At 59.3% G+C, this 19,625-nt stretch carries 16 protein-coding genes; 11 read left to right on the forward strand and 5 right to left on the reverse strand.

The window, feature by feature from the left end; all coding sequences use genetic code 11:
• Nucleotides 1–735 precede the first annotated feature (735 nt).
• Nucleotides 736–2,199, reverse strand: a complete 1,464-nt coding sequence (locus ACTNBB_RS04385) for a basic amino acid/polyamine antiporter (protein WP_441056787.1) — start codon at nt 2,197–2,199, stop codon at nt 736–738.
• A 109-nt stretch (nt 2,200–2,308) separates the two neighbouring features.
• Complete coding sequence (locus ACTNBB_RS04390) at nt 2,309–3,085, reverse strand: dimethylarginine dimethylaminohydrolase family protein (RefSeq protein WP_117583089.1); 777 nt, start codon at nt 3,083–3,085, stop codon at nt 2,309–2,311.
• 276 nt (nt 3,086–3,361) lie between these two features.
• Here ACTNBB_RS04390 and ACTNBB_RS04395 point away from each other — a divergent pair, with 276 nt between their 5' ends.
• The gene (locus ACTNBB_RS04395; RefSeq protein ID WP_441056789.1) at nt 3,362–3,991 is read left to right on the forward strand and encodes a GntR family transcriptional regulator; all 630 of its coding nucleotides are present in this window, start codon (nt 3,362–3,364) and stop codon (nt 3,989–3,991) included.
• A 532-nt stretch (nt 3,992–4,523) separates the two neighbouring features.
• Here ACTNBB_RS04395 and ACTNBB_RS04400 read toward each other — a convergent pair.
• Nucleotides 4,524–5,423: an alpha/beta hydrolase gene (locus ACTNBB_RS04400; RefSeq protein WP_441056791.1), complete on the reverse strand. Its 900-nt coding sequence runs from the start codon at nt 5,421–5,423 to the stop codon at nt 4,524–4,526.
• A gap of 246 nt (nt 5,424–5,669) precedes the next feature.
• On the opposite strand from ACTNBB_RS04400, the gene ACTNBB_RS04405 reads away from it, so the two are divergent.
• From ACTNBB_RS04405 to ACTNBB_RS04450, 10 genes are all read left to right on the forward strand, one after another.
• Nucleotides 5,670–6,233: a PTS sugar transporter subunit IIA gene (locus ACTNBB_RS04405; protein ID WP_154514730.1), complete on the forward strand. Its 564-nt coding sequence runs from the start codon at nt 5,670–5,672 to the stop codon at nt 6,231–6,233.
• Nucleotides 6,234–6,411: 178 nt separating this feature from the next.
• Nucleotides 6,412–7,815 (forward strand): asparagine--tRNA ligase, encoded by a 1,404-nt coding sequence (gene asnS, locus ACTNBB_RS04410; RefSeq protein WP_441056793.1) that lies wholly within the window; start codon nt 6,412–6,414, stop codon nt 7,813–7,815.
• Nucleotides 7,816–8,065: 250 nt separating this feature from the next.
• The gene (locus tag ACTNBB_RS04415; protein ID WP_441056795.1) at nt 8,066–8,854 is read left to right on the forward strand and encodes a hypothetical protein; all 789 of its coding nucleotides are present in this window, start codon (nt 8,066–8,068) and stop codon (nt 8,852–8,854) included.
• A gap of 158 nt (nt 8,855–9,012) precedes the next feature.
• Nucleotides 9,013–9,993, forward strand: a complete 981-nt coding sequence (locus ACTNBB_RS04420) for an ABC transporter substrate-binding protein (protein ID WP_427718396.1) — start codon at nt 9,013–9,015, stop codon at nt 9,991–9,993.
• Between the two features lie 203 nt (nt 9,994–10,196).
• Nucleotides 10,197–11,120: an ABC transporter permease gene (locus tag ACTNBB_RS04425; RefSeq protein ID WP_427718394.1), complete on the forward strand. Its 924-nt coding sequence runs from the start codon at nt 10,197–10,199 to the stop codon at nt 11,118–11,120.
• On the forward strand, nt 11,113–11,907 hold the full coding sequence (locus ACTNBB_RS04430; RefSeq protein ID WP_117839998.1) for an ABC transporter ATP-binding protein: 795 nt from the start codon (nt 11,113–11,115) through the stop codon (nt 11,905–11,907). Before ACTNBB_RS04425 ends, ACTNBB_RS04430 begins: the two co-directional genes overlap by 8 nt.
• Nucleotides 11,908–12,023: 116 nt before the next feature.
• Nucleotides 12,024–14,051 (forward strand): bifunctional metallophosphatase/5'-nucleotidase, encoded by a 2,028-nt coding sequence (locus ACTNBB_RS04435; RefSeq protein WP_441056797.1) that lies wholly within the window; start codon nt 12,024–12,026, stop codon nt 14,049–14,051.
• 128 nt (nt 14,052–14,179) lie between these two features.
• Complete coding sequence (locus tag ACTNBB_RS04440; RefSeq protein WP_441056799.1) at nt 14,180–14,947, forward strand: mechanosensitive ion channel family protein; 768 nt, start codon at nt 14,180–14,182, stop codon at nt 14,945–14,947.
• A gap of 116 nt (nt 14,948–15,063) precedes the next feature.
• The gene (locus tag ACTNBB_RS04445) at nt 15,064–16,980 is read left to right on the forward strand and encodes a BMP family ABC transporter substrate-binding protein (protein WP_441056801.1); all 1,917 of its coding nucleotides are present in this window, start codon (nt 15,064–15,066) and stop codon (nt 16,978–16,980) included.
• The gene (locus ACTNBB_RS04450) at nt 16,977–17,687 is read left to right on the forward strand and encodes a metallophosphoesterase family protein (protein WP_441056803.1); all 711 of its coding nucleotides are present in this window, start codon (nt 16,977–16,979) and stop codon (nt 17,685–17,687) included. Before ACTNBB_RS04445 ends, ACTNBB_RS04450 begins: the two co-directional genes overlap by 4 nt.
• 50 nt (nt 17,688–17,737) lie before the next feature.
• Here the strand turns inward: ACTNBB_RS04450 and leuB are convergent, their stop codons facing one another.
• Entirely contained in the window at nt 17,738–18,910 is a 1,173-nt protein-coding gene (gene leuB, locus ACTNBB_RS04455; RefSeq protein WP_441056805.1) for a 3-isopropylmalate dehydrogenase, read from the reverse strand.
• Between the two features lie 6 nt (nt 18,911–18,916).
• The gene (locus tag ACTNBB_RS04460; RefSeq protein WP_441056807.1) at nt 18,917–19,429 is read right to left on the reverse strand and encodes a 3-isopropylmalate dehydratase small subunit; all 513 of its coding nucleotides are present in this window, start codon (nt 19,427–19,429) and stop codon (nt 18,917–18,919) included.
• Nucleotides 19,430–19,625: the final 196 nt, after the last annotated feature.

A 19,625-nucleotide genomic window follows, 5' to 3' on the forward strand; every position in this document is an offset into this window, starting at 1 on the left:
TCAACTGGGAAAATGGCGCCCCCGGGGCCCGAGAGGGGCCGCGGGGGCGTTCGGTTAACTGCGGGAGCGTGCCGTCAGCTCAATGTGTTCGGCTGAGATCGGAAATCAACCTTGTTGCAATGGGGACAGATCGCTTTGCCCAATAGATGCGATGCGGAACAACCAGGCGCGGGAGGGGATTCCGGGACACGGTTTCCCAGACGGCACCCTTTCGGAAACCGCGCCCCACTATTCAGGCGAATTCCGGGATGCAGTTTCCCGATGGGGGCTCCTGGGGAAACTGCATCCCACTCCGAAACGCTAAAACGGGATGGGCTTTCCGACTGAGGTCTCTAGCGGAAACTGCGTCCCGGAATAGGCGCTCGTACTGGGACGTATTTTCCCGATCGAGCCCCTCGGGGAAACTGCGACCCGGAATCTGTGCCCGAAACGGGACGTGGTTTCCCCGAGGACCGAAACAGCCGCCCGCCCCTCGTCAAAATCATCCGCTTTCCTCCGTTGTATGCGGAACATCCAAGGAGTGTCCCAGAGTGCCGGCAATAGGAACGTCCCCAGCTGCCGGTAGCATTTCACCGCAACTGCAAAAACCCGCGCAGGCAACCGTAGTCACCTGCGCGGGTTTAGTGGGCGCTCACAAAGGTGCGTTACAGAGGCCCACGTCAGTTATGGATTACCGAACGGCACCGGCACGCGATGCCTCAGTCGGCTTACCAAGCGATGAAGCTTGCCGCAGTCCTAGACAATCGGCGCAATGCCGGCAAAGTGCAGATACAGCGAAATAATTGCCACGACAATGACCACCGCTGCGATCAGCTTGTCGTGCAGATGCGGAAGCACCGGCTTACCGCGGCCTCGCTCACCCAGCATATAGACGGGAATGGCCGGAGCAAAAAGAATCGTCGTGATCATAACGCCCTGAAGACCCGTCGACCACACCAGGAACAATGTGTAGATGAAGCCGAGCGTACCGAAGAAGCGGGCTTTGCCGACGCTGGGCGCATGCGGCCCGTCCAGATGCTCGTTCTTCCAGCCAATCACCATGTAATAGGCAGCCGAGCAGACATACGGAACCAGAATCGTGTTGACTGCGCAGCTATAGAAGAACTGGTAGGTGCTCGCCGCCACATACGACACGATCAAGAAGAGCTGCGTGATGCCGGAGCTCACAAGAACCGTTACCACCGGGGCGTCGTGCTTGTTCGTCTTGGCAAACGCCAGAGGGAAGGATCCCTGGCGCGCCGCCTCGAACGGCGTCTCGGACGCAATGATGACATAGCCCAGCAGCGCGCCGACCAGCGAAAGGATAACGCCAAGGTTTACGATGGCAGCGCCAACCGGACCGATTGCACACTCGAGAATTCCCGCCATGGAGGGCGTTGCGAGCTGCGCCATCTCCTCGCGCGGCATAATGCCGAGTGACAGCATCGAGATGATCAGATACAGCGTAAATACAGCCGCAAATCCGAGCGCCGTCGAGCGGCCGACGTCACGCACGTACTTTGCACGGCCCGAGATAACGACAGCGCCCTCGATGCCCGTGAAGACCCAGACAAGGGCGATCATGGTCGAGACAACCTGCTCGCCAAAGCCAGGACCAGCCGGCTCTCCCCAGAAGTTGTCCATAAAGATATCGACGTTGAACTTACCCAGGAGCACGATGCTCAGCACAAAGAGCCCCAGCGGCACCAGCTTCGCCAACGTGACGATAGTGTTAATGCCCGCAGCCTCCTTAACGCCACGAAGCACAAGGACGGTAAGGAACCACAAAAACACGCTGGCGCAGACGATGGAAAGCAGGTTGTTACCCGCGCCAAACGCAGGGAAGAAATAGCCCAGCGCGCTAAACAGCAAGAGCGCAAAGCTCACGTTGGAAAGACATGCGCTGATCCAGTAACCCCAGGCGGAGTTGAATCCAATGTAATCGCCAAAACCGGCCGCAGCGTATGCATAGATGCCGCCGGTCAGGTCGGGACGAGCCTGAGACAAACCGTTGAACACCATCATCAGCGCAAAGACGCCGATAAAGCAAATTCCCCACGAGACGATAACCGCACCGGTATTTGCCCCGCCTGCTGCCATATCGCCGGCAAGCGAAAAGATACCGCCACAAATACTGGCGGTAATGACCATCATGGTCAGACGAAAGAGATCGAGGCCATTAGGGTCGATAATCTCGTCGTTTTGAGCTTTAGAGGCCATTGTATGTGCACCCCCTTCATCATGTGATCGAACGAAAGATGGCCCGGACGTCCCGAATCGGGTGCCGGGCCATCGGTCAAGCGATCATCAGACTGTTACAGCTATCGCGTTAGAAGCGCAGCGATAGGCAAGAAAGGCCGCCGTCGACCTTGCGATACTCGGAGGTATCGACGACGAGCGTCTTGTAGCCCAGATCCTGCACGGCCTTGAGCACGGTCGGATAGCCCTCGGCAACGATGACCGTACCGTTGACCCAGATGCAGTTGGCGCCGTAAGCCTCGTCCTCGGGCACGACGATCTTGTTGTACTGGGCAAAGTCGGGTTTATCGATAAACTCACCGGAAACGAGCATGTTGTTGTCCTCGATGTAGTTGACGCCCGTCTTGAGGTGTAGGACCTCCTCCAGCGGAACCTCGGAACCCTCGAGGCCCCAGCCCTCGAGAATCTCACAGAACTGTCGGATGCCCTCTTCGTTGGTGCGAGCGGAGCGACCGACGTAGAAATGGTCGCCGACCATCATGACGTCGCCGCCGTCGAGCGTACCCGGAGAAACGATGTGCTTGACATGCTCGTCGTCAAAGAAGCGACGGACAGCCGGTTCGATCTCGTCCTTCTCGCCGTTGCGGCTGTCGGCACCGGGGTTGGTAATGATGGCGCCGCAGCGAGTGATGACGGCCGGATCCTCGACAAAGCAGCTGTCGGGATACTGCTCGAGCGCCGGCAGCACCGACACGTCAACGCCGCACTGCTCGAGCGCATGCTCGTAATCGTAATGCTCCTCGATGGCGCGCTCGTAGATGGGCTGGCCAAGCTCGGGGGCGCTCGTGATGCCATTGCTCAGGGACTTGCCGGGACGACGGATGATGACGTGGCTGAACTTGGTCATGGTGATCCTCCTTGGATCTCTTAGCAGAGAGCGGGACTTCTTTGCGCCCGCCTTCCTTTCGATGGCTTTATCTTAGGGCGGTTTTCCTATTTTGTATATTGTATACAATCCTGAACGGTAGGTATTCATCGGTAAGCGTATTCTCACCTATCGGCGCAAAGTAGCGAAATTTAACTGGTCGTTCTATAATTCAACAGAGCTATTCAATCGAAACGTATTTAATTTTGAAAATATACAGTTGAGGAACACAAGCTCATGGAAACACTCAGAAGACCCTTGAAGGATCATGTATACGACTATATTTCGAGCCGCATAGATGCCGGTGAGCTTTCGGCTGGCGACCGCGTGAGCGAGCAAGCGATCTGCGATGCCATGGGCGTGTCGCGCACGCCGGTTCGCGAGGCGCTCATTCAGCTGGCAAGCGATGGCTACCTGGACAATCTCCCCCGTCGCGGATTCCGTGTCCGTGGGTTCGATCAACAAAACGCCGTTGAAGTCTTTGAGATTATGGGGCCGCTCGATGGGCAGGCGGCATACCTCGCCTGTCCCCTCCTGACAAAAGAGGACATCATGCAGCTGAAGTTTTTGGTTGGGTCCATGGACCTTGCGATCCAAGGCGGTCTTATCCGAAAGTACGACGACATTCAGCGAGACTTTCATCTGACGTACTTCAACCGCTGCGGCAACGATCGTCTACGCGATATGATTTCGCAGCTCGAGCGCTGCTTTATCAAACGCGATTACGAGACTGTCGATCAAGAGACGGCGTGCAAGCTGCTCGATAAAGCCAATGCCGAACATGCCCATATTCTTGAGCTGTTCGAAGCGCGGGACGCGGCAGGCGTGCGCGATTACGTACGCGATGTCCATTGGAACACGGAGAACGCCCAGTTCACCGTTTGGTAGGAAAGCAGCGGGCGGTAGCGGACCAATTCTTGGCACCGCCGCTCAAAATGATTCATTTCCCTCCGTCACCAAGGGATCATTGGTGCAATGGGAGCAGGTTACTTTGCGCCAATAAGTAGGATGCGGAGCAACCAAACGGCGGGACTCCGGGCCGCAGCTTCTCAAACGACACCCTTCCGGAAACCGTGTCCCACTATCCGGGCGAATTCTGGGATGCAGCTTCCCAATGGGGCCCCTTGGGGAAATCGCATCCCGGAATTCACGCCCGAAACGGGATGTAGTTTCCCAAACGGACCCGCCGCGGAAAATGCATCCCGGAATCGTCGCTCAGACCGGGACGCATTTTCCCGATCGACCCTCTGCGGGAAACTGTATCCCACCTTGAGGGACAAAACTGGGACGCGGTTTCCGGTCCGGGCATCAAAACGAAGTTACGGTGGAATAGTTCCTGTTTGGGGCTTTAACCAGCAAAAACAGGAACTATTTCACCGCAAGTTATGAGGGACGGGATGGGGCTGGCCCTCTTACTCTCTTACAGATGGCGCTCCAGGAAGCGGAAGGCTAGGCGAATCCAAGGGCGGACTGCCACCTGCTTGTCCTCGTTGTCGACCGCGGTATTGGCATTGCCGAGCGAAAGGCCGTGACCGCCTTGGTCAAAGACGTGCATCTCGCAAGCGACGCCCTCCTCGGCCATGCGTTGAGCAAACGGATAGACCTGCGCGATCGGCGCCGTTTTGTCATCGGACACGCCCCACACAAAAGTCGGGGGCATCTGGCGCGAAACATGCGTGGTAGGGCAGATATCGGCCAGGTGCTCTTCGGTGGCCTCGCCGCCGGTCACCATCGACAGGTAATCGTTGAGCAAATCGCGCCCCGTCTTGCCACCTGTCTTGGGCACGCGCAAGTCGATGCGCGGATCGCGCGTCTGCATGTCGCGGACATAGGCAAAGTCGAGCAATGGATAGCCCAGCACCACGGCATCGGGACGAATGTCGTCCGGACGCGCCCCGACAAGTGCCGCGAAGGGGCCGGTCTTCCACTGCGTTGCCAGCGAGGCGCAAATCATGCCGCCCGCCGAAAAGCCCACAACGCACACGCGCTTGGGATCGACATGCCACTCGTCGGCATTCGCACGAACCGTGGCGACCATCTTGGCAAGATCTGCCTGGGGGTGCGGAAAGCTCACGTCACCCGTGCCACTCGTGACATAGTTGAGAACAAAGGCCTGGTACCCGTGATCCAAAAATGCAAACGCCACCGGGTCCTGCTCGTGCGGAGCGATGTGCGTAAACGCGCCTCCGCCGCAGATGATCACTGCCGGGCGACGACCATTGGGCTTGCCGGGCAGCGGTTCGGCCCCCATATAGGTAAACGTCGCCGGATATTCCTCGGTCGGCTCCTCGCCCCACAGCGCATGGCTCTCGACGATCATATATGCTCCCTTCGCGCGATTCGTGCGCACGTTATGTATCGCCTTCAAGCGTACCCCACTTGGACGCACGGCATCGAAACGTATCCGCAATAAGTTCCCTTCAACTGATATATCACATAATCCCAGCTCAGGGACGTCGTTGAGCAGCGTAAAATAGAGACGCTGACCGAGCCGGTAACACACACGAAACGTTTCCGGCAAAACTACGCGTGCGCCACATGCGCACTTGATACGTTGGAGGCATCTATGGGTCTGCTCGATTCGCTCAAGTCCACGTTCAACTCGTCGGGCGAGGCGTCCGTACCGCCCGCAGCAAGCTTCGCCACCCGCGAAGGCGTCATCTACGCTCCCGTTAACGGTGTGCTCGTCAATCTAAACGAGATTCCCGACGAGACCATCGCCTCGGGTATGCTCGGCCAGGGCTACGGCATCGAGCCCATCACCGGCACCATCTATGCGCCCGCTAACGGCCGCATCGGCGCCACCACCGTCACCAACCACTCTATTGGCATGATCACCGAGGACGGCCTTCGCGTGTTCATCCATGTCGGCCTGGGCACCGTACAAATGAACGGCAAGGGTTTTGCCCGCTTTGTCGAGATGGGCGATGTGGTCAAGGCAGGCCAGCCGCTCATCAGTTTCGACCGCGATGCCATTAAGGCCGCTGGCCACGAGGACATCGTGACCGTCATCATCTCCGAGCTCGATCGTCTTAAGAGCATCGACCATGTCGGCGAGTCTGGAACGCTTATCGGCGGCAACCCGCTCGTCAAGCTGGGCGACCCGCTGCTGGTGGCTAAGACCAAGTAACGAGTCCTGCGCCGTACAGCCAATAGGCAACACGTAAGCGCCCACGACCATCTGGCCGCGGGCGCTTTTCGTTTGAAAACCGTCCCGTCAATGCCTTATCTGTATAGCCCAAATGAGCCGAGTTGCTAGAATATCGAACTGTATGGATAACTATCATTCAACCGTTATGGGAGGATACGTGAACCGCACCAAAATCGCGCAGCTCTATGCCGATTCCGAGTCGCTCGGCGGCCAGACCGTCACCGTCGCCGGCTGGGTCAAGTCCGTCCGCGACATGAAGAACTTTGGCTTCGTCACGCTCAACGACGGCAGCTGCTTCCGCGACCTGCAGGTCGTCATGAACCGCGAGGCGCTCGGCAACTACGACGAGATCGCCCACCAAAACGTCTCGGCTGCACTCATTTGCACCGGCACCGTCAAGCTGACCCCCGATGCGCCCCAGCCTTTCGAGCTTTCTGCCACCTCCATCGAGGTAGAGGGCACGAGCGCCCCGGACTACCCGCTGCAGAAGAAGCGCGCAACCGTCGAGTTCCTGCGTACCCAGCAGCACCTGCGCCCGCGCACCAACCTGTTCCGCGCCGTGTTCCGCATCCGCTCTGTCGCGGCTGCCGCCATCCACCGCTTCTTCCAAGAGCAGGGCTTTGTCTACGTCAACACCCCCATCATCACCACGAGTGACTGCGAGGGCGCCGGCGAGATGTTCCGCGTGACCACGCTCGACCCCAAAAATCCGCCTCTCACCGAGTCCGGAGAGGTCGACTGGAGCCAGGACTTCTTTGGCAAGCACGCAAGCCTTACCGTGTCCGGCCAGCTCAATGCCGAGAACTTTGCCATGGCCTTTGGCGACGTGTACACCTTTGGCCCCACCTTCCGCGCCGAAAACTCCAACACCACGCGCCACGCCGCCGAGTTTTGGATGATTGAGCCCGAGATGGCCTTTGCCGACCTGAACGACTACATGGATAACGCCGAGGCCATGCTCAAGTACGTTCTTAAGGACGTTATGGCCACTTGCCCCGACGAGCTCAACATGCTCAACAAGTTTGTGGACAAGGGCCTGATCGAGCGCCTGAACCACGTTGCAAACTCCGACTTTGCCCGCGTCACCTACACCGAGGCCGTCGAGATCCTGGAGCAGGCCGTCGCCGCCGGTCACAAGTTTGACTATCCTGTCAGCTGGGGCATTGACCTGCAGACCGAGCACGAGCGCTTCCTGACCGAGGAGCACTTTAAGCGCCCGACCTTCGTGACCGACTATCCGGTCGAGATCAAGGCCTTCTACATGCGCATGAACGATGACGGCAAGACCGTCGCCGCCGCCGACTGCCTGGTTCCCGGTATCGGCGAGATTATCGGCGGCTCCCAGCGCGAGGAGCGCCTGGATCTTCTCGAGGCCCGCATCAAGGACCTTGGCATGGCCCCCGAGCAGTACAAGTACTATCTTGACCTGCGCCGCTATGGCTCCTGCAAACACGCCGGCTATGGCCTGGGCTTCGAGCGCTTGGTAATGTACCTGACGGGTGTGGGCAACATCCGCGACGTCCTTCCGCACCCCCGCACCGTGGGCAACGCCGATTTCTAATCGCCACAACTCCGTCCCGCGCGTTACAGCGTGTCGCACCAGCGCCTCTCGGCAAGCCGAGGGGCGCTTTTTTCAACAGCATCCGTCAAGCTTTTGTCAAGCTTTTGGTCAGCTGATCAGGGCTGTTAAAAACTCGACCCGCCGCTTGCCGACGACTACCGACCACCCAGAGTGCCCTGTGCCCCTAAGCAAACCCCGTGTCCTAGGCTCCGTAGCGTCATCACCCAAAAACGGAAAGGACGTGAACGCAATGGCCAAACCCGCTGTTGAGAACTACGAAGCCACGACCAGGGGTGCTGCTTCCATGGCAGCCTATCGCGCTGTGCGCATCCTGCAACTCTTAAGCGAGCATACCGGTGAGGACAAAGCGCTTCCTCCCGATGAGCTGATCGAGCGTCTCGCCCATCCCGACGACCCCGCTCGCATGCCCATCTCGGCAGCGCGGCGCAGTATCCATACCGCGATTTCCGCCCTGCGACATGCCGGATACGAGATTGAGTACAAGCGCGGCGCGGGTTACCGACTTCTCACCCGACCGCTCTCCGACGAGGAAATCATTCGACTCCATGGCATGGTCATGCGCAACCGCTCCACACCCATCGAGACCAGGAAAAGCATAGCGCGCCATCTGGTCGCCATGGCAAGCGCCGACGTTCGCGGCTATCTCGATACGTCCGAGCCGGCACCAAGCTCAGAAGGCAAACCCGCCAAGACCACGCGACCGCCCGCCAAACACATCGATACCTGCGAGCTCATCGAGCGGGCCATCGACCACGGAACCACGGTGAGCTTTGACATTTCAAGCGTCACGACACACGACAAGATCGAAGTGACGAGGATGACCGTTCGGCCTTTTGCCATCAAACAGCGAGACGGCGTCTCGTATCTGCTGGGAACGGTCGTCGACGGGCACGGCTCCGACGACACCCTACGCACCGTCGAGGTCAGCCGCATGAGAAACGTTAGTACGCGCCTGCTCGACGGCAAGAAGCTCTTTGCCGCGCTGGACGAGGGGGAGCGGCCCGCGCCCGCCGCCTAAGTCTTGCCGTTGCCCGCCGAATCCCCCGCCGTCCATCCGGTTCAGTATTAAAAAACCCGACAGGTTGTTGAAAAAATGGGCATCGGCGCTACTATAGACCCACTTGCACTTTGTTTGAGTGCAGTGTTTCCAGCAATTTCTATACTGGGGGTAATGACATGAACGACATCACCATCAGCCGCAGGAGCCTTCTGGTCTCCGCCGGCCTGCTCGCACTGGCCCCGCTCGCCGGATGCGGCGGCAACTCTGGTTCCGGCTCTGCAGCCGCCGGTTCCGACTACACCATCGGCGTTCTGCAGCTCACTGAGCACTCCGCGCTCGACGCCGCCAACGACGGCTTTGTCAAGGCCATCAAGAAGAGCGGACTCAAGGTCAAGATCGACCAGAAGAACGCCCAGAACGACCAGTCCACGTGTAAGTCCATCGCCGACAAGTTTGTGGGCGACAACGTCAACTTGATCTACGCCATCGCCACGCCTGCCGCACAGGCTGCCGCCGGCGCCACGGCCGATATCCCCATCGTGGGCTGCGCCATCACCGACTACGCCGCCTCCGGCCTGGTCCAGGACAACGACAAGCCCGGCACCAACGTCACCGGCGCCTCCGACCTCACCCCGGTCGCCGAGCAGCTCGAGATGATGCAGAAGGTCCTGCCCGACGTTAAAAAGGTCGGACTGCTCTACTGCACCGCCGAGTCCAACTCCGACGTCCAGATCAAGGCCGCCAAGAAGGAACTCGACAAGCTGGGCCTGGAGTACACCGATTTCACCGTCTCGAGCTCCAACGAGATCCAGTCCGTCGTCGAGTCTGCCGTGGGCAAGGTCGACGCGCTCTACTCTCCCACTGACAACACTATCGCCGCGGGCGCTTCGCAGGTCGGTCAGATCTGCAAGGAGAACAAGCTTCCCTTTGTGACCGGCGAGGAGGGCATGTGCATGGCCGGCGGCCTGTTCACCCTTTCCATCAACTATGAGGACCTGGGCTACGCCGCGGGCGAGATGGCCGTTAAGATTCTGAAGGGCGAGGCCAAGCCCGAGGATATGCCGATCAAGCACCTCTCGAGCAAGGATCTGGTCGTCGTCAAGAACGACGAGATGGCCGAGGCCCTGGGCATCGACCTTTCCGCTCTAGACGAGTAGCGCCATGCGCGGTAACGCAGCTAGGCACGCGCTTGCGCCATAGCTGTGTTATTCAATATCTGAGTCATTGGGGCGAACGCTAAAGACCGGCGTTCGCCCTGCTTGTTTTTGGTAAAACAAAATGTCCGTCCGCTGCTCTTTTATGCATTGGTACCGCTATTATGGAAAATCACGTGTCCACCCTATCCTAGGAGGTATGAAGCATGCTCATTGCATTGCAGGGCGCCGTTTCGCAGGGTGTCCTCTGGGGCATTATGGTGCTTGGCGTGTTTATCACGTTCCGCCTGCTCGACATCCCCGATATGACCTGCGACGGCAGCTTTGCCCTCGGCGGCTGCGTCTGCGCCGTGCTCATCGTCAACAACAATGCCGACCCGTTGCTCGCCGTTTTGGCCGGCATGTGCGCCGGCGCCATTGCGGGCGCGGTCACGGGCATTCTGACCACCGTCTTTGAGATTCCCGCGATCCTCGCCGGAATCCTCACCCAGATCAGCCTGTGGTCCATCAACCTGCGCATCATGGGCAAATCCAACACGCCCATCCTTGCCAAGGGCACCGTGTTCTCGGCCGTCAGCAATATGACGGGCCTGCCGCAGTCCACCGTTGCCATCATCCTGGGCATCTTGCTCGCCGTGGCTATCGTTGCCATCCTGTATTGGTTCTTTGGCACCGAGATCGGCTCGGCGCTGCGCGCCACCGGCAACAACGAGTACATGATCCGTGCCCTGGGCGTCAACACCAACTCCACTAAGATGATCGCCCTCGTGCTCTCCAACGCCCTCATTGGCCTTTCGGGCGCGCTCATCTGCCAGAGCCAGAAGTACGCCGACATTGGCATGGGCACCGGCGCCATCGTTATCGGTCTCGCCGCCATTGTTATCGGCGAGGTGCTCGGCCGCCTGCTGCCCGGCGGTCTCACGCAGTTTAGCGTCCGTCTTGCCTCCGCCGTCTTTGGCTCCGTGGTGTACTTCCTCATCCGCGCCATCGTGCTGCAGCTGGGCATGGACGCCAACGACATGAAGCTGCTCTCCGCCGTGATTGTCGCCGTGGCCCTATGCGTGCCCGTGGTTTGGGAGCGCTATAAGCTCCGCAGCTCCTACACGAAGGGGGATGAGGCAGATGCTTAAGCTCTCGCACGTCAAGAAGACCTTTAACAAGGGCACCGTCACCGAAAAGCGCGCTCTTACCGGCGTCGACCTTACCCTCAACGATGGCGACTTTGTAACCGTGATTGGCGGCAACGGCGCCGGCAAGTCCACGCTGCTCAACATGATCGCCGGCGTGTATCCGCTCGATTCGGGCGTTATCGAGCTCGACGGCACCGACATCTCGCGTCTGAGCGAGTCGCAGCGTGCCAAGTACCTGGGCCGCGTGTTCCAGGACCCCATGCGCGGCACCGCAGCCGACATGCAAATTGCCGAGAACCTGGCACTCGCCAAGCGTCGCGGCCAGCGTCGCGGCCTTTCGTGGGGCGTCACCAAGGCCGAGAAGGACGAGTACGTCAAGCTGCTCAAACGCCTGGACCTTGGTCTGGACACGCGCCTCAACGCCAAGGTCGGCCTGCTCTCGGGCGGCCAGCGCCAGGCACTCACCCTGCTCATGGCCACGCTCACCAAGCCGCGCCTGCTGCTGCTCGACGAGCATACCGCGGCACTCGACCCCAAGACGGCCTCTAAGGTGCTCAATCTGACCGAGGAGATCGTCGACGAGAACCACCTGACCACGCTCATGGTCACGCATAACATGAACGACGCTATCCGTCTGGGCAATCGCCTGATCATGATGCACGAGGGCCACGTAATCTACGACGTGGCGGGCGATGAGAAGAAATCGCTCACCGTGGCCGACTTGCTTCAGAAGTTCGAGGAGGTCTCGGGCGGCGAGCTCGCCAACGACCGCATGCTGCTGAGCTAAACCTACCAAAAAGGGACAGGTTTATTTTGGCAGGTTTTATCTGCGCAGACGTCAAAACCGCCGCAAAGGGACAGACACCTTTGCGGCGGTTTTTGTTAAAGAGTAAGGAGACCGCCATGAAAAGACTCCCCCGCCTTGCGTTAGCTGCCGCGTTGTTTGCCGGCGCGCTCACAGGCATCCCAAGCCTCGCTTTCGCGGGGAACCTGCCCGCCGCTATTGACGGCTCCGTGGCCGTCATGCACACCAATGATATCCACGGCAGCTACAAGTACAGCTACAACGCAAGCAAGGGTACCGGCACTGTCGGCTTTGACGGGCTGGCAGTTCTCTATAGCGCTCAAGGCAGTGCCCCCGATCTTTTGCTCGATGCGGGCGATACCTTCCACGGGCAATCCTTCGCCACTATGAGCGAGGGCAAAAGCATCGCCGAGCTCATGGACACCTTTTATGCGAACGGCTACGACGCGACCACGCCGGGCAACCACGACTGGAGCTACGGCGCGGACAAGCTCCGCACCATGACCGGCTACAGCACCACCGGCACGCCCTTCGCCATGCTCTGCGCAAACGCGAAGTCTACGAGCGGCGTATGGAGCTCGAGCATCACCAAGACGCTCGACCGTACCTGGGAGGACAGCGAAGACCACTCCACATTCGACTACAAAATCAAGGTCGGCGTCGTGGGTGCCATGGATGAGTCGCTGGGATTCTCACTGCGCGAAGGCCTTGTCCAGGACACGTCGTTCTCGGATGCGGCAGCCGCCATCAATGCCGAGGCCAAGCGACTGCGCGAGGATGAGGGCTGCAACGTTATCGTCTGCATCGCGCACACGCTCAACGCCAAGGCCTTTGCTGCAAAGCTCGTTGGGGTCGATGCACTGGTCGCGGGCCACGAGCACATCAACTTAGACGAAAACGTGACGGGGGCCGACGGCAAGCCGGTCCGCGTCGTCGAGGCGGGCAGCGCCTTTGCCGAGGTCGGCCTGCTTTCCATTCCGTACAAGTACGACACGAATGGCACCGTGACGACCGACGATGACACGGTCACGATCCCCGCAGACGACAGCGACGAGAAGCTCTACACCGCCAAGAACGTCAACGACCTTTTGGCAGACCCCGACAAGGGCGCCTTCTACCAGAGTCAACTCGATGAGGTTCGCAATAACAAAATCAAGCCACTCGACGACGCCTTTAAAATCGAGTCGAACAAAGTGATCGGCATATCCGCCACTGACTATTTCTACGGCGAAGACGCCGCGGGTACGCATGGCTGGGAGATGGTGCGCACCACCGATTTGCGTCCCAGCAAAGCGAGCGACACCACCAAGGCCCAGACCATCGGGCATGTGATCTGCGGCTCTTATCTTGCCCTGACGGGGGCAGACCTCGCCATCGAAAACGCGGGCGGCATCCGCGGCGGCATCGCGGCGGGCGATGTGACCGCCGGCAACGTCATCGCCATCTCGCCTTATGGCAACACCGTGGAGACCTGGACCATGACCGGTGCAAACTTCCTCGCAGCGCTTGAGCACTCACTGCAGATCAGCGACGATTGCAATCACAGCTACGAGCTTCAGCAAGCCTACGTGGCAGCCGGCCATACCGAGCAGGAGGCGCAAGACAAGTACAAGTGGCGCGATGACTCTGGCAGCGTTCTCTCCTTTGGCGGCATTAACGTGACGATTGATTGGACGCAGCCCGAAGGCAAGCGCATTGTGAGCGCCACACTCACCAAGGATGGCAGCGCGCTCGACCCCGCCAAGAACTACGCCGTCGCCACCAATAACTACATCATTACCAACACGACCGTCTTTCCCACCTTTGCAAAAGCTAAGAAGTGCGCCGAGTGGAGTACGTGCGAGGCAGCGCTGAGGGCACTGATCGGGCAGGACGACTGGGAGAACAAGATGGCCTCGCTCGCGGGCACCATCAGCTTTGGCTCCGCCGAGAGCCCCGCACCCCATCCGACCCCAACGCCTGAGCCCTCATCCAAACCCGGCACGACGACCACGCAGATCACCACCAAGAAGACGGCCGGTAAGCTTGCCGCAACGGGAGACCGTACGCTGACCGTGGTCGGTGCATGCCTCATCGGCGGCGTCATCGTCATCATGGTCGGCATTATCTGGAAGCGCCGCCGCTAAGCTACGCCGCCGGGCCTTGCAGCCCCGCCGTACAAACCTTATATCGAGCGCAAAAGCCCGTCCGTTGTGATCGGACGGGCTTTTTGGTGGGTATCATGGTTGAACGATCTTGAGGAGGTTTTCCCTACATGGAATTGTTTGAGCCGATTCTTCATTTCTTTGAGCAGCGGTGGGTCCACAACATCATCTGGGCTGGCATCTTGGCGATAGGCACCGCCGTCGCCGCCAAAGTCGTTTCCAAGACGCTGCGTCACCTGCTCAACCGCGACGATAACCCGCTTCCGGCATCGAGCATCTTCATCAACATTGCGCGCGCCGTCATCTGGATGATCGGCGGCAGTTTTATCCTCGACAACTGCTTTGGCATTAACGCAAACGCGCTCGTCGCCGCTCTTGGCGTCGGCGGCATTGCCATCTCGCTCGGCTTTCAGGACACGCTGTCGAACCTTATCGGCGGCATGCAGGTGACCTTTATGGGCATCATCAAGCCCGGCGACAATATCGAGGTCGGCGGCGTGTCGGGCGTGGTACAGGACATCACCTGGCGCCACACGACCATCGAGGATGCCAACGGGCAGACCATCATTGTGCCCAACTCCAACATCTCCAAGGACACGCTCGTGCATCTGATGCCCTTTGGGCGCGTGGCCGTGCCCGTTGCCGTAAAGGACACGTCTAAATGGGTTTCCCTTGACGCGCTGGCAGACGAGCTGACCAGCGCCACCAAGGCCGCCGTGCTTCCCATCTCGGGCTTTGACCAGGAGCCCTACGTGCTCTTTAGCGAAATCGGCGACTTTGGCATCAAGGGCAAGATCATCTTTATCGTCAGTGACGACAGCACCACACTCACCGCTGCCGACGCCTGCATCCGCGCTATCGCTCCCATCATCGCCTAAAGCACCACAAAGGGGACAGTGAACTGCCTCCCATTTCTTTGACATCGGAAAATGGGAGGTTTTCATTCGTGGTACCATAGTTCATACAGTTGTTTAAACGACTAAGGGAGCAAACTATGGAAGAGGCCTACCGTCAAGCACGCAAGCGCGGCGAGCAAGGACGTCGACGCGCCATTAGCCAAAGCGAGCATCCATACCTTACGGACCTCGACAGTTTGGTTGCCCAGCTCCCCCTAGGTCAGCGAGAGAATGTCGGCCTGCGGGATATTCCGCTCGAAATGGTTGTCGGCACGGTTACCAAGGGCCGTCAGTCCGCCTTTTCATGCAACTTTATGCCCCTGCTGCCGTTTAGCACCGAGTTCGCCCGCAAGTGGTCCAACCTCTACGACATTCAGGTAACCGAGGGCTATCGCGACCCCATCATCGTCACCGAGTTCATGCATCGGTTCTATGTCCAGGAGGGCAACAAGCGCGTCAGCGTCCTCAAATTCCTGGACGCTCCAACGGTTTCGGCTAGGGTCACCCGCCTCTACCCCGGCAAATGGGATTCCGTCGAAAGCCGCCTGTACGGCGAGTTCTGCGCGTTTTGGCGCGTCTGCCCCCTATACGAGATCGAGTTCTCGCGTGAGGGAAGCTACGAAACGCTCGCCAAGATGCTCGGTCAGAACCTTATCGAAAAATGGCCCCAGAAAAAGGTCGATTACCTGCGCCACACCTTCCTACTCTTTAAGCGCGCCTACCTTCGCGCGGGCGGCGACCACCTGGACATTACGCCCGCCGACGCCATGCTCGTCTACCTCAATGTGTACAACCAGGACCGCCTGCTGGATACGCCGACAGATATCGTCGTAAACCGCCTGTGCAAGATCTGGCGCGAACTGGTCATTGCCGGGAAAAGTGACGAGGACAAGGTCGATCTTGTCGAAGCGCCAAACGTCGATGAGGAGGAGTCGCCCGCCAAGTCCACCTCCGGCATGCTCAACTTCTTTATGGGCAAGACCATCTATTCGGCGGCCAACCCCCTGCGCATCGCCTTTATCCATGAATTCACCTGTGCGACGTCGAGCTGGGACAGCCTGCACGACCAAGGGCGTCAGTATCTCGATGAGCACTTTGGCGGTATCGTGCGCACCGAGGCGTTTGAGGACTGTCACGACCCGGACGTGTTCTACGCCGCCGTGGAAACGGCTGTCAAACATGGAGCAAACGTCATCTTCTCGACCTCGCACCGCCTGATGGAATACACGCTCAGGGCTGCCGTTGAATATCCCCGGGTTCGGTTCCTTAACTGCTCCATCGGCCTTCCCCACCAAAGCGTCCGTTCGTACTTTGGCAAGATGTACGAAGCCAAGTTTCTCCTGGGCGCCCTTGCCGCCAGCATGGCGGACAACCACCGCATCGGTTACCACGCGTCGGTCTTCGCCTCGGGTGCACTCAGCGAGATCAATGCCTTTGCGATTGGCGCCTCGCTGCTCGACCCCCGTGCGCAAATTATCCTGACTTGGGGCGATGTGCCCGCCGGAGGCCTTGCCGAGGCCATGCGTCGCGAAGGTGTGAGCGTCATGACCGGCGCCGACATGTCAAAGTCGCTCGAAGACCCCACGGCCTACGGACTCCACCGCCTGGTCGATGGCAAGGTTGCCGGCATTGCCATGCCGGTATGGAACTGGGGCCGATACTACGAGCTTATCGTGCGAAGTCTACTGCATGGCACCTGGGACGAGACCAGTGACGACAGCCAGGTTCGCGCCGTCAACTACTGGTATGGCATGAGCTCGGGCGTTATCGATATTCGCTACGCTCCGGGTCTGCCCTATCAGACGCGCAAGCTTGTTCAGCTCCTCCGCAATGGCATCGTCGAGGGCTCCATCAATCCATTTGGCGGCGAGCTCCATAGCCAAGACGGCGTGGTGCAGATTGAGGGCTTTCCCCCACTGCCGAGCACGCAAATCGTCGAGATGGACTGGCTGGCAGACAACATGGTGGGCACCATTCCGCAGCCCGACGATGAGCCGAAGGTCCGTGCTCTATGAAAATCCTTGCCATAGCCGATACCGAAGAGCGATGCCTGTGGGAGTGCTTTCGCAAGGAACGCTTTGAGGGTGTAGACCTAATTTTGTCCGCTGGCGATCTGGACCCGGACTATCTTGAGTTTTTGGTCACGGTCATCAACAGACCGCTCATCTACGTGCGTGGCAATCACGATGACCGCTACGCGCGTCATGCACCGGGCGGCTGCATCTGTGTCGAAGACACCGTGTACGTGTATCGCGGCGTCCGCATTGCGGGGCTTGGCGGCTCCATGCGCTATCGAGATGGCGCTAACATGTACACCGAGCGCGAGATGGCCAAGCGCATGCGTAAGCTGTCCCGCAAAGTGAGGATGGTCGGCGGCTGCGACATCTTGCTCACCCATACGCCCGCCGCCGGCATGGGCGATCTGGACGATCTGCCGCATCGAGGATTCGAATGCTTTAACACAGCACTCGAGACATGGAATCCCGACTACATGGTGCACGGGCATGTGCACCAATGCTATGTTCGCGACTTTCAACGCGAACGCCAGCACGCATGCGGGGCAACGATCATCAACGCCTGCGGCTATACGCAGTTTGAGCTTGACGAGGCGCGCTACCCCATCCGTGGCTGGCAGGCAGCCTGGCTCAATTCGCAAACCATGCGCCGCGAGCTCAAGCGCCACGAGGCAATAGAGTCCTCAACCGCCAGAACCCCCTGGTAACCACCACAAAGGGGACAGGTGCCTTTGTGGTGGTTCCGGACATCTCGACGCTACAGTGCAGCGATGACCTTATCGCCCATCTGGGTCGTGCCGAGGATCTTATCGGCAGGGGTGCTGGCGTCGGCGATGTCGCGGGTACGCCAGCCTTCGTCAAGCACACGTGCCACGGCATTTTCGATCCAAGCAGCCTGCCCACCCATGTCGAGCGCGTACGTGAGCAGCATTGCCGCCGACAGGATCTGCGCGAGCGGGTTAGCGATACCGAGCCCCGCGATGTCGGGCGCGCTGCCGGCGCTCGGCTCAAACAGCGACACACCATCGCCTAGCGAAGCCGAGGCAAGCATGCCGAGCGATCCGGTAATCTGCGCCGCCTCGTCGGAGAGAATGTCGCCGAACATGTTCTCCGTAACTACGACGTCAAAGTCGGCCGGTCGGTTAATGAGCTGCATGGCGGCGTTGTCGACGAGCAGGTCCTCAAGCTCTACATCTGGATACTCATCGTCATGCACGCGATGCACGACCTCACGCCACATGCGGCTCGTCTCCAATACATTGCGCTTGTCCACGCTTGTCACCTTGCCGCGACGCTTGCGAGCTGCCTCGAACGCCTGGCGGGCGATGCGCTCAACTTCGTACTCGCGGTACTCCATTACGTCAACCGCGCGCTGGCCAGCCACACCGTCGGTGCCCGCACCGCCCTCGTCATAAAAGCGCTCGTGCTTGCCAAAGTAAATGCCACCGGTAAGTTCGCGGACGAGTACCATGTCAACGCCCTTGATGACTTCGGGACGAAGCGTCGATGCGCTGGCAAGTGCGTCGTAGATTTTTACGGGGCGAAGGTTGGTATAGAGGCCGAGTTCTTTGCGGATACGCAGCAAGCCTTGCTCGGGGCGCGGGGCCGCCGGATCGGTCGAATCCCACTTTGGGCCACCGACGGATGCCAACAGCACGGCGTCCGACGCCTTTGCCGCCACAAGGGTTTCATCGGGCAGCGGATTGCCGCACGCATCGATCGCCGCGCCACCAATCAGGTGATCCTCAAAGGCAAACTCTACGCCAGCGCGCTTGCCCACGGCAGCCAGCACCTTCTTACCCTCGGCAATGACCTCGGGCCCAATGCCGTCACCAGGAAGACAGCAGATCTTATAGGTCTTCTTCACGTTGCAGCTCCAGCTCTCGCTACTCGGCCCGTTTGCAAACGGATTATCCAGCTTGACCGTCATAATCGCTTACGCCTCCTGACCCTTTGCCGCGACAATCTTGGCACGCGTGCGCGCAACCAAACCGCCGGCCTCGATAATCTCGGCAATAAATGGCGGGAACGGCTCAGCTGTAAAAGTCTCGCCAGTACGCTCGTTGGTGATGACACCCGCATCGGTATCGACCTTCACGGTATCGCCGGCACAAATCGCATCGACAGCTTCGGGGCACTCCATAATGGGCAGGCCCACGTTAATGGCATTGCGATAGAAGATGCGTGCGAAGCTCTTAGCAATAACACACGACACCCCTGCAGCCTTAATGGCAACCGGGGCATGCTCACGCGAAGAACCGCAACCAAAGTTCTCCTCAGCCACAATGATGTCACCGGGGCTCACGGCAGAGGCAAACGCGGGATCAATATCCTCCATAGCATGCGCCGCCAAGTGCGCATGATCCGACGAGTTCAAATACCGAGCAGGAATGATGACATCCGTATCAACGTCACGACCATATCGAAAAACCGAACCTTCAAAGTTCATATCATTCTCCGTTCAAACATGGAATGCGGGGGATTTGATATTTACTTACTTACTCGGACAGTCCTGCTCGCACGGAGAGCACATTAAGTGCTCTCCGGCTCGTGCGTAACTCGACGCAAGCAAATATCAAATCCCTCGTTCGCGTTTCGGCTACAAAAAAGCTAATGGAAAGTTAGCGTTCGCCTTCGGCGAACAA

This window comes from Collinsella sp. HCP28S3_B9, assembly GCF_052066095.1.
Taxonomy (GTDB): Bacteria; Actinomycetota; Coriobacteriia; order Coriobacteriales; family Coriobacteriaceae; genus Collinsella.

What these genes read in the sequence shown, in the direction of transcription:
- ACTNBB_RS04420 (WP_427718396.1), top strand. Translation starts at nt 9,013, where the DNA reads ATGAACGACATCACCATCAGCCGCAGGAGCCTTCTGGTCTCCGCCGGC.
- ACTNBB_RS04390 (WP_117583089.1), bottom strand. Translation starts at nt 3,085, where the DNA reads ATGACCAAGTTCAGCCACGTCATCATCCGTCGTCCCGGCAAGTCCCTG.
- ACTNBB_RS04385 (WP_441056787.1), bottom strand. Translation starts at nt 2,199, where the DNA reads ATGGCCTCTAAAGCTCAAAACGACGAGATTATCGACCCTAATGGCCTC.
- ACTNBB_RS04405 (WP_154514730.1), top strand. Translation starts at nt 5,670, where the DNA reads ATGGGTCTGCTCGATTCGCTCAAGTCCACGTTCAACTCGTCGGGCGAG.
- ACTNBB_RS04430 (WP_117839998.1), top strand. Translation starts at nt 11,113, where the DNA reads ATGCTTAAGCTCTCGCACGTCAAGAAGACCTTTAACAAGGGCACCGTC.
- ACTNBB_RS04400 (WP_441056791.1), bottom strand. Translation starts at nt 5,423, where the DNA reads ATGATCGTCGAGAGCCATGCGCTGTGGGGCGAGGAGCCGACCGAGGAA.
- ACTNBB_RS04450 (WP_441056803.1), top strand. Translation starts at nt 16,977, where the DNA reads ATGAAAATCCTTGCCATAGCCGATACCGAAGAGCGATGCCTGTGGGAG.
- ACTNBB_RS04445 (WP_441056801.1), top strand. Translation starts at nt 15,064, where the DNA reads ATGGAAGAGGCCTACCGTCAAGCACGCAAGCGCGGCGAGCAAGGACGT.
- ACTNBB_RS04440 (WP_441056799.1), top strand. Translation starts at nt 14,180, where the DNA reads ATGGAATTGTTTGAGCCGATTCTTCATTTCTTTGAGCAGCGGTGGGTC.
- ACTNBB_RS04415 (WP_441056795.1), top strand. Translation starts at nt 8,066, where the DNA reads ATGGCCAAACCCGCTGTTGAGAACTACGAAGCCACGACCAGGGGTGCT.
- leuB (WP_441056805.1), bottom strand. Translation starts at nt 18,910, where the DNA reads ATGACGGTCAAGCTGGATAATCCGTTTGCAAACGGGCCGAGTAGCGAG.
- ACTNBB_RS04425 (WP_427718394.1), top strand. Translation starts at nt 10,197, where the DNA reads ATGCTCATTGCATTGCAGGGCGCCGTTTCGCAGGGTGTCCTCTGGGGC.
- ACTNBB_RS04435 (WP_441056797.1), top strand. Translation starts at nt 12,024, where the DNA reads ATGAAAAGACTCCCCCGCCTTGCGTTAGCTGCCGCGTTGTTTGCCGGC.
- ACTNBB_RS04460 (WP_441056807.1), bottom strand. Translation starts at nt 19,429, where the DNA reads ATGAACTTTGAAGGTTCGGTTTTTCGATATGGTCGTGACGTTGATACG.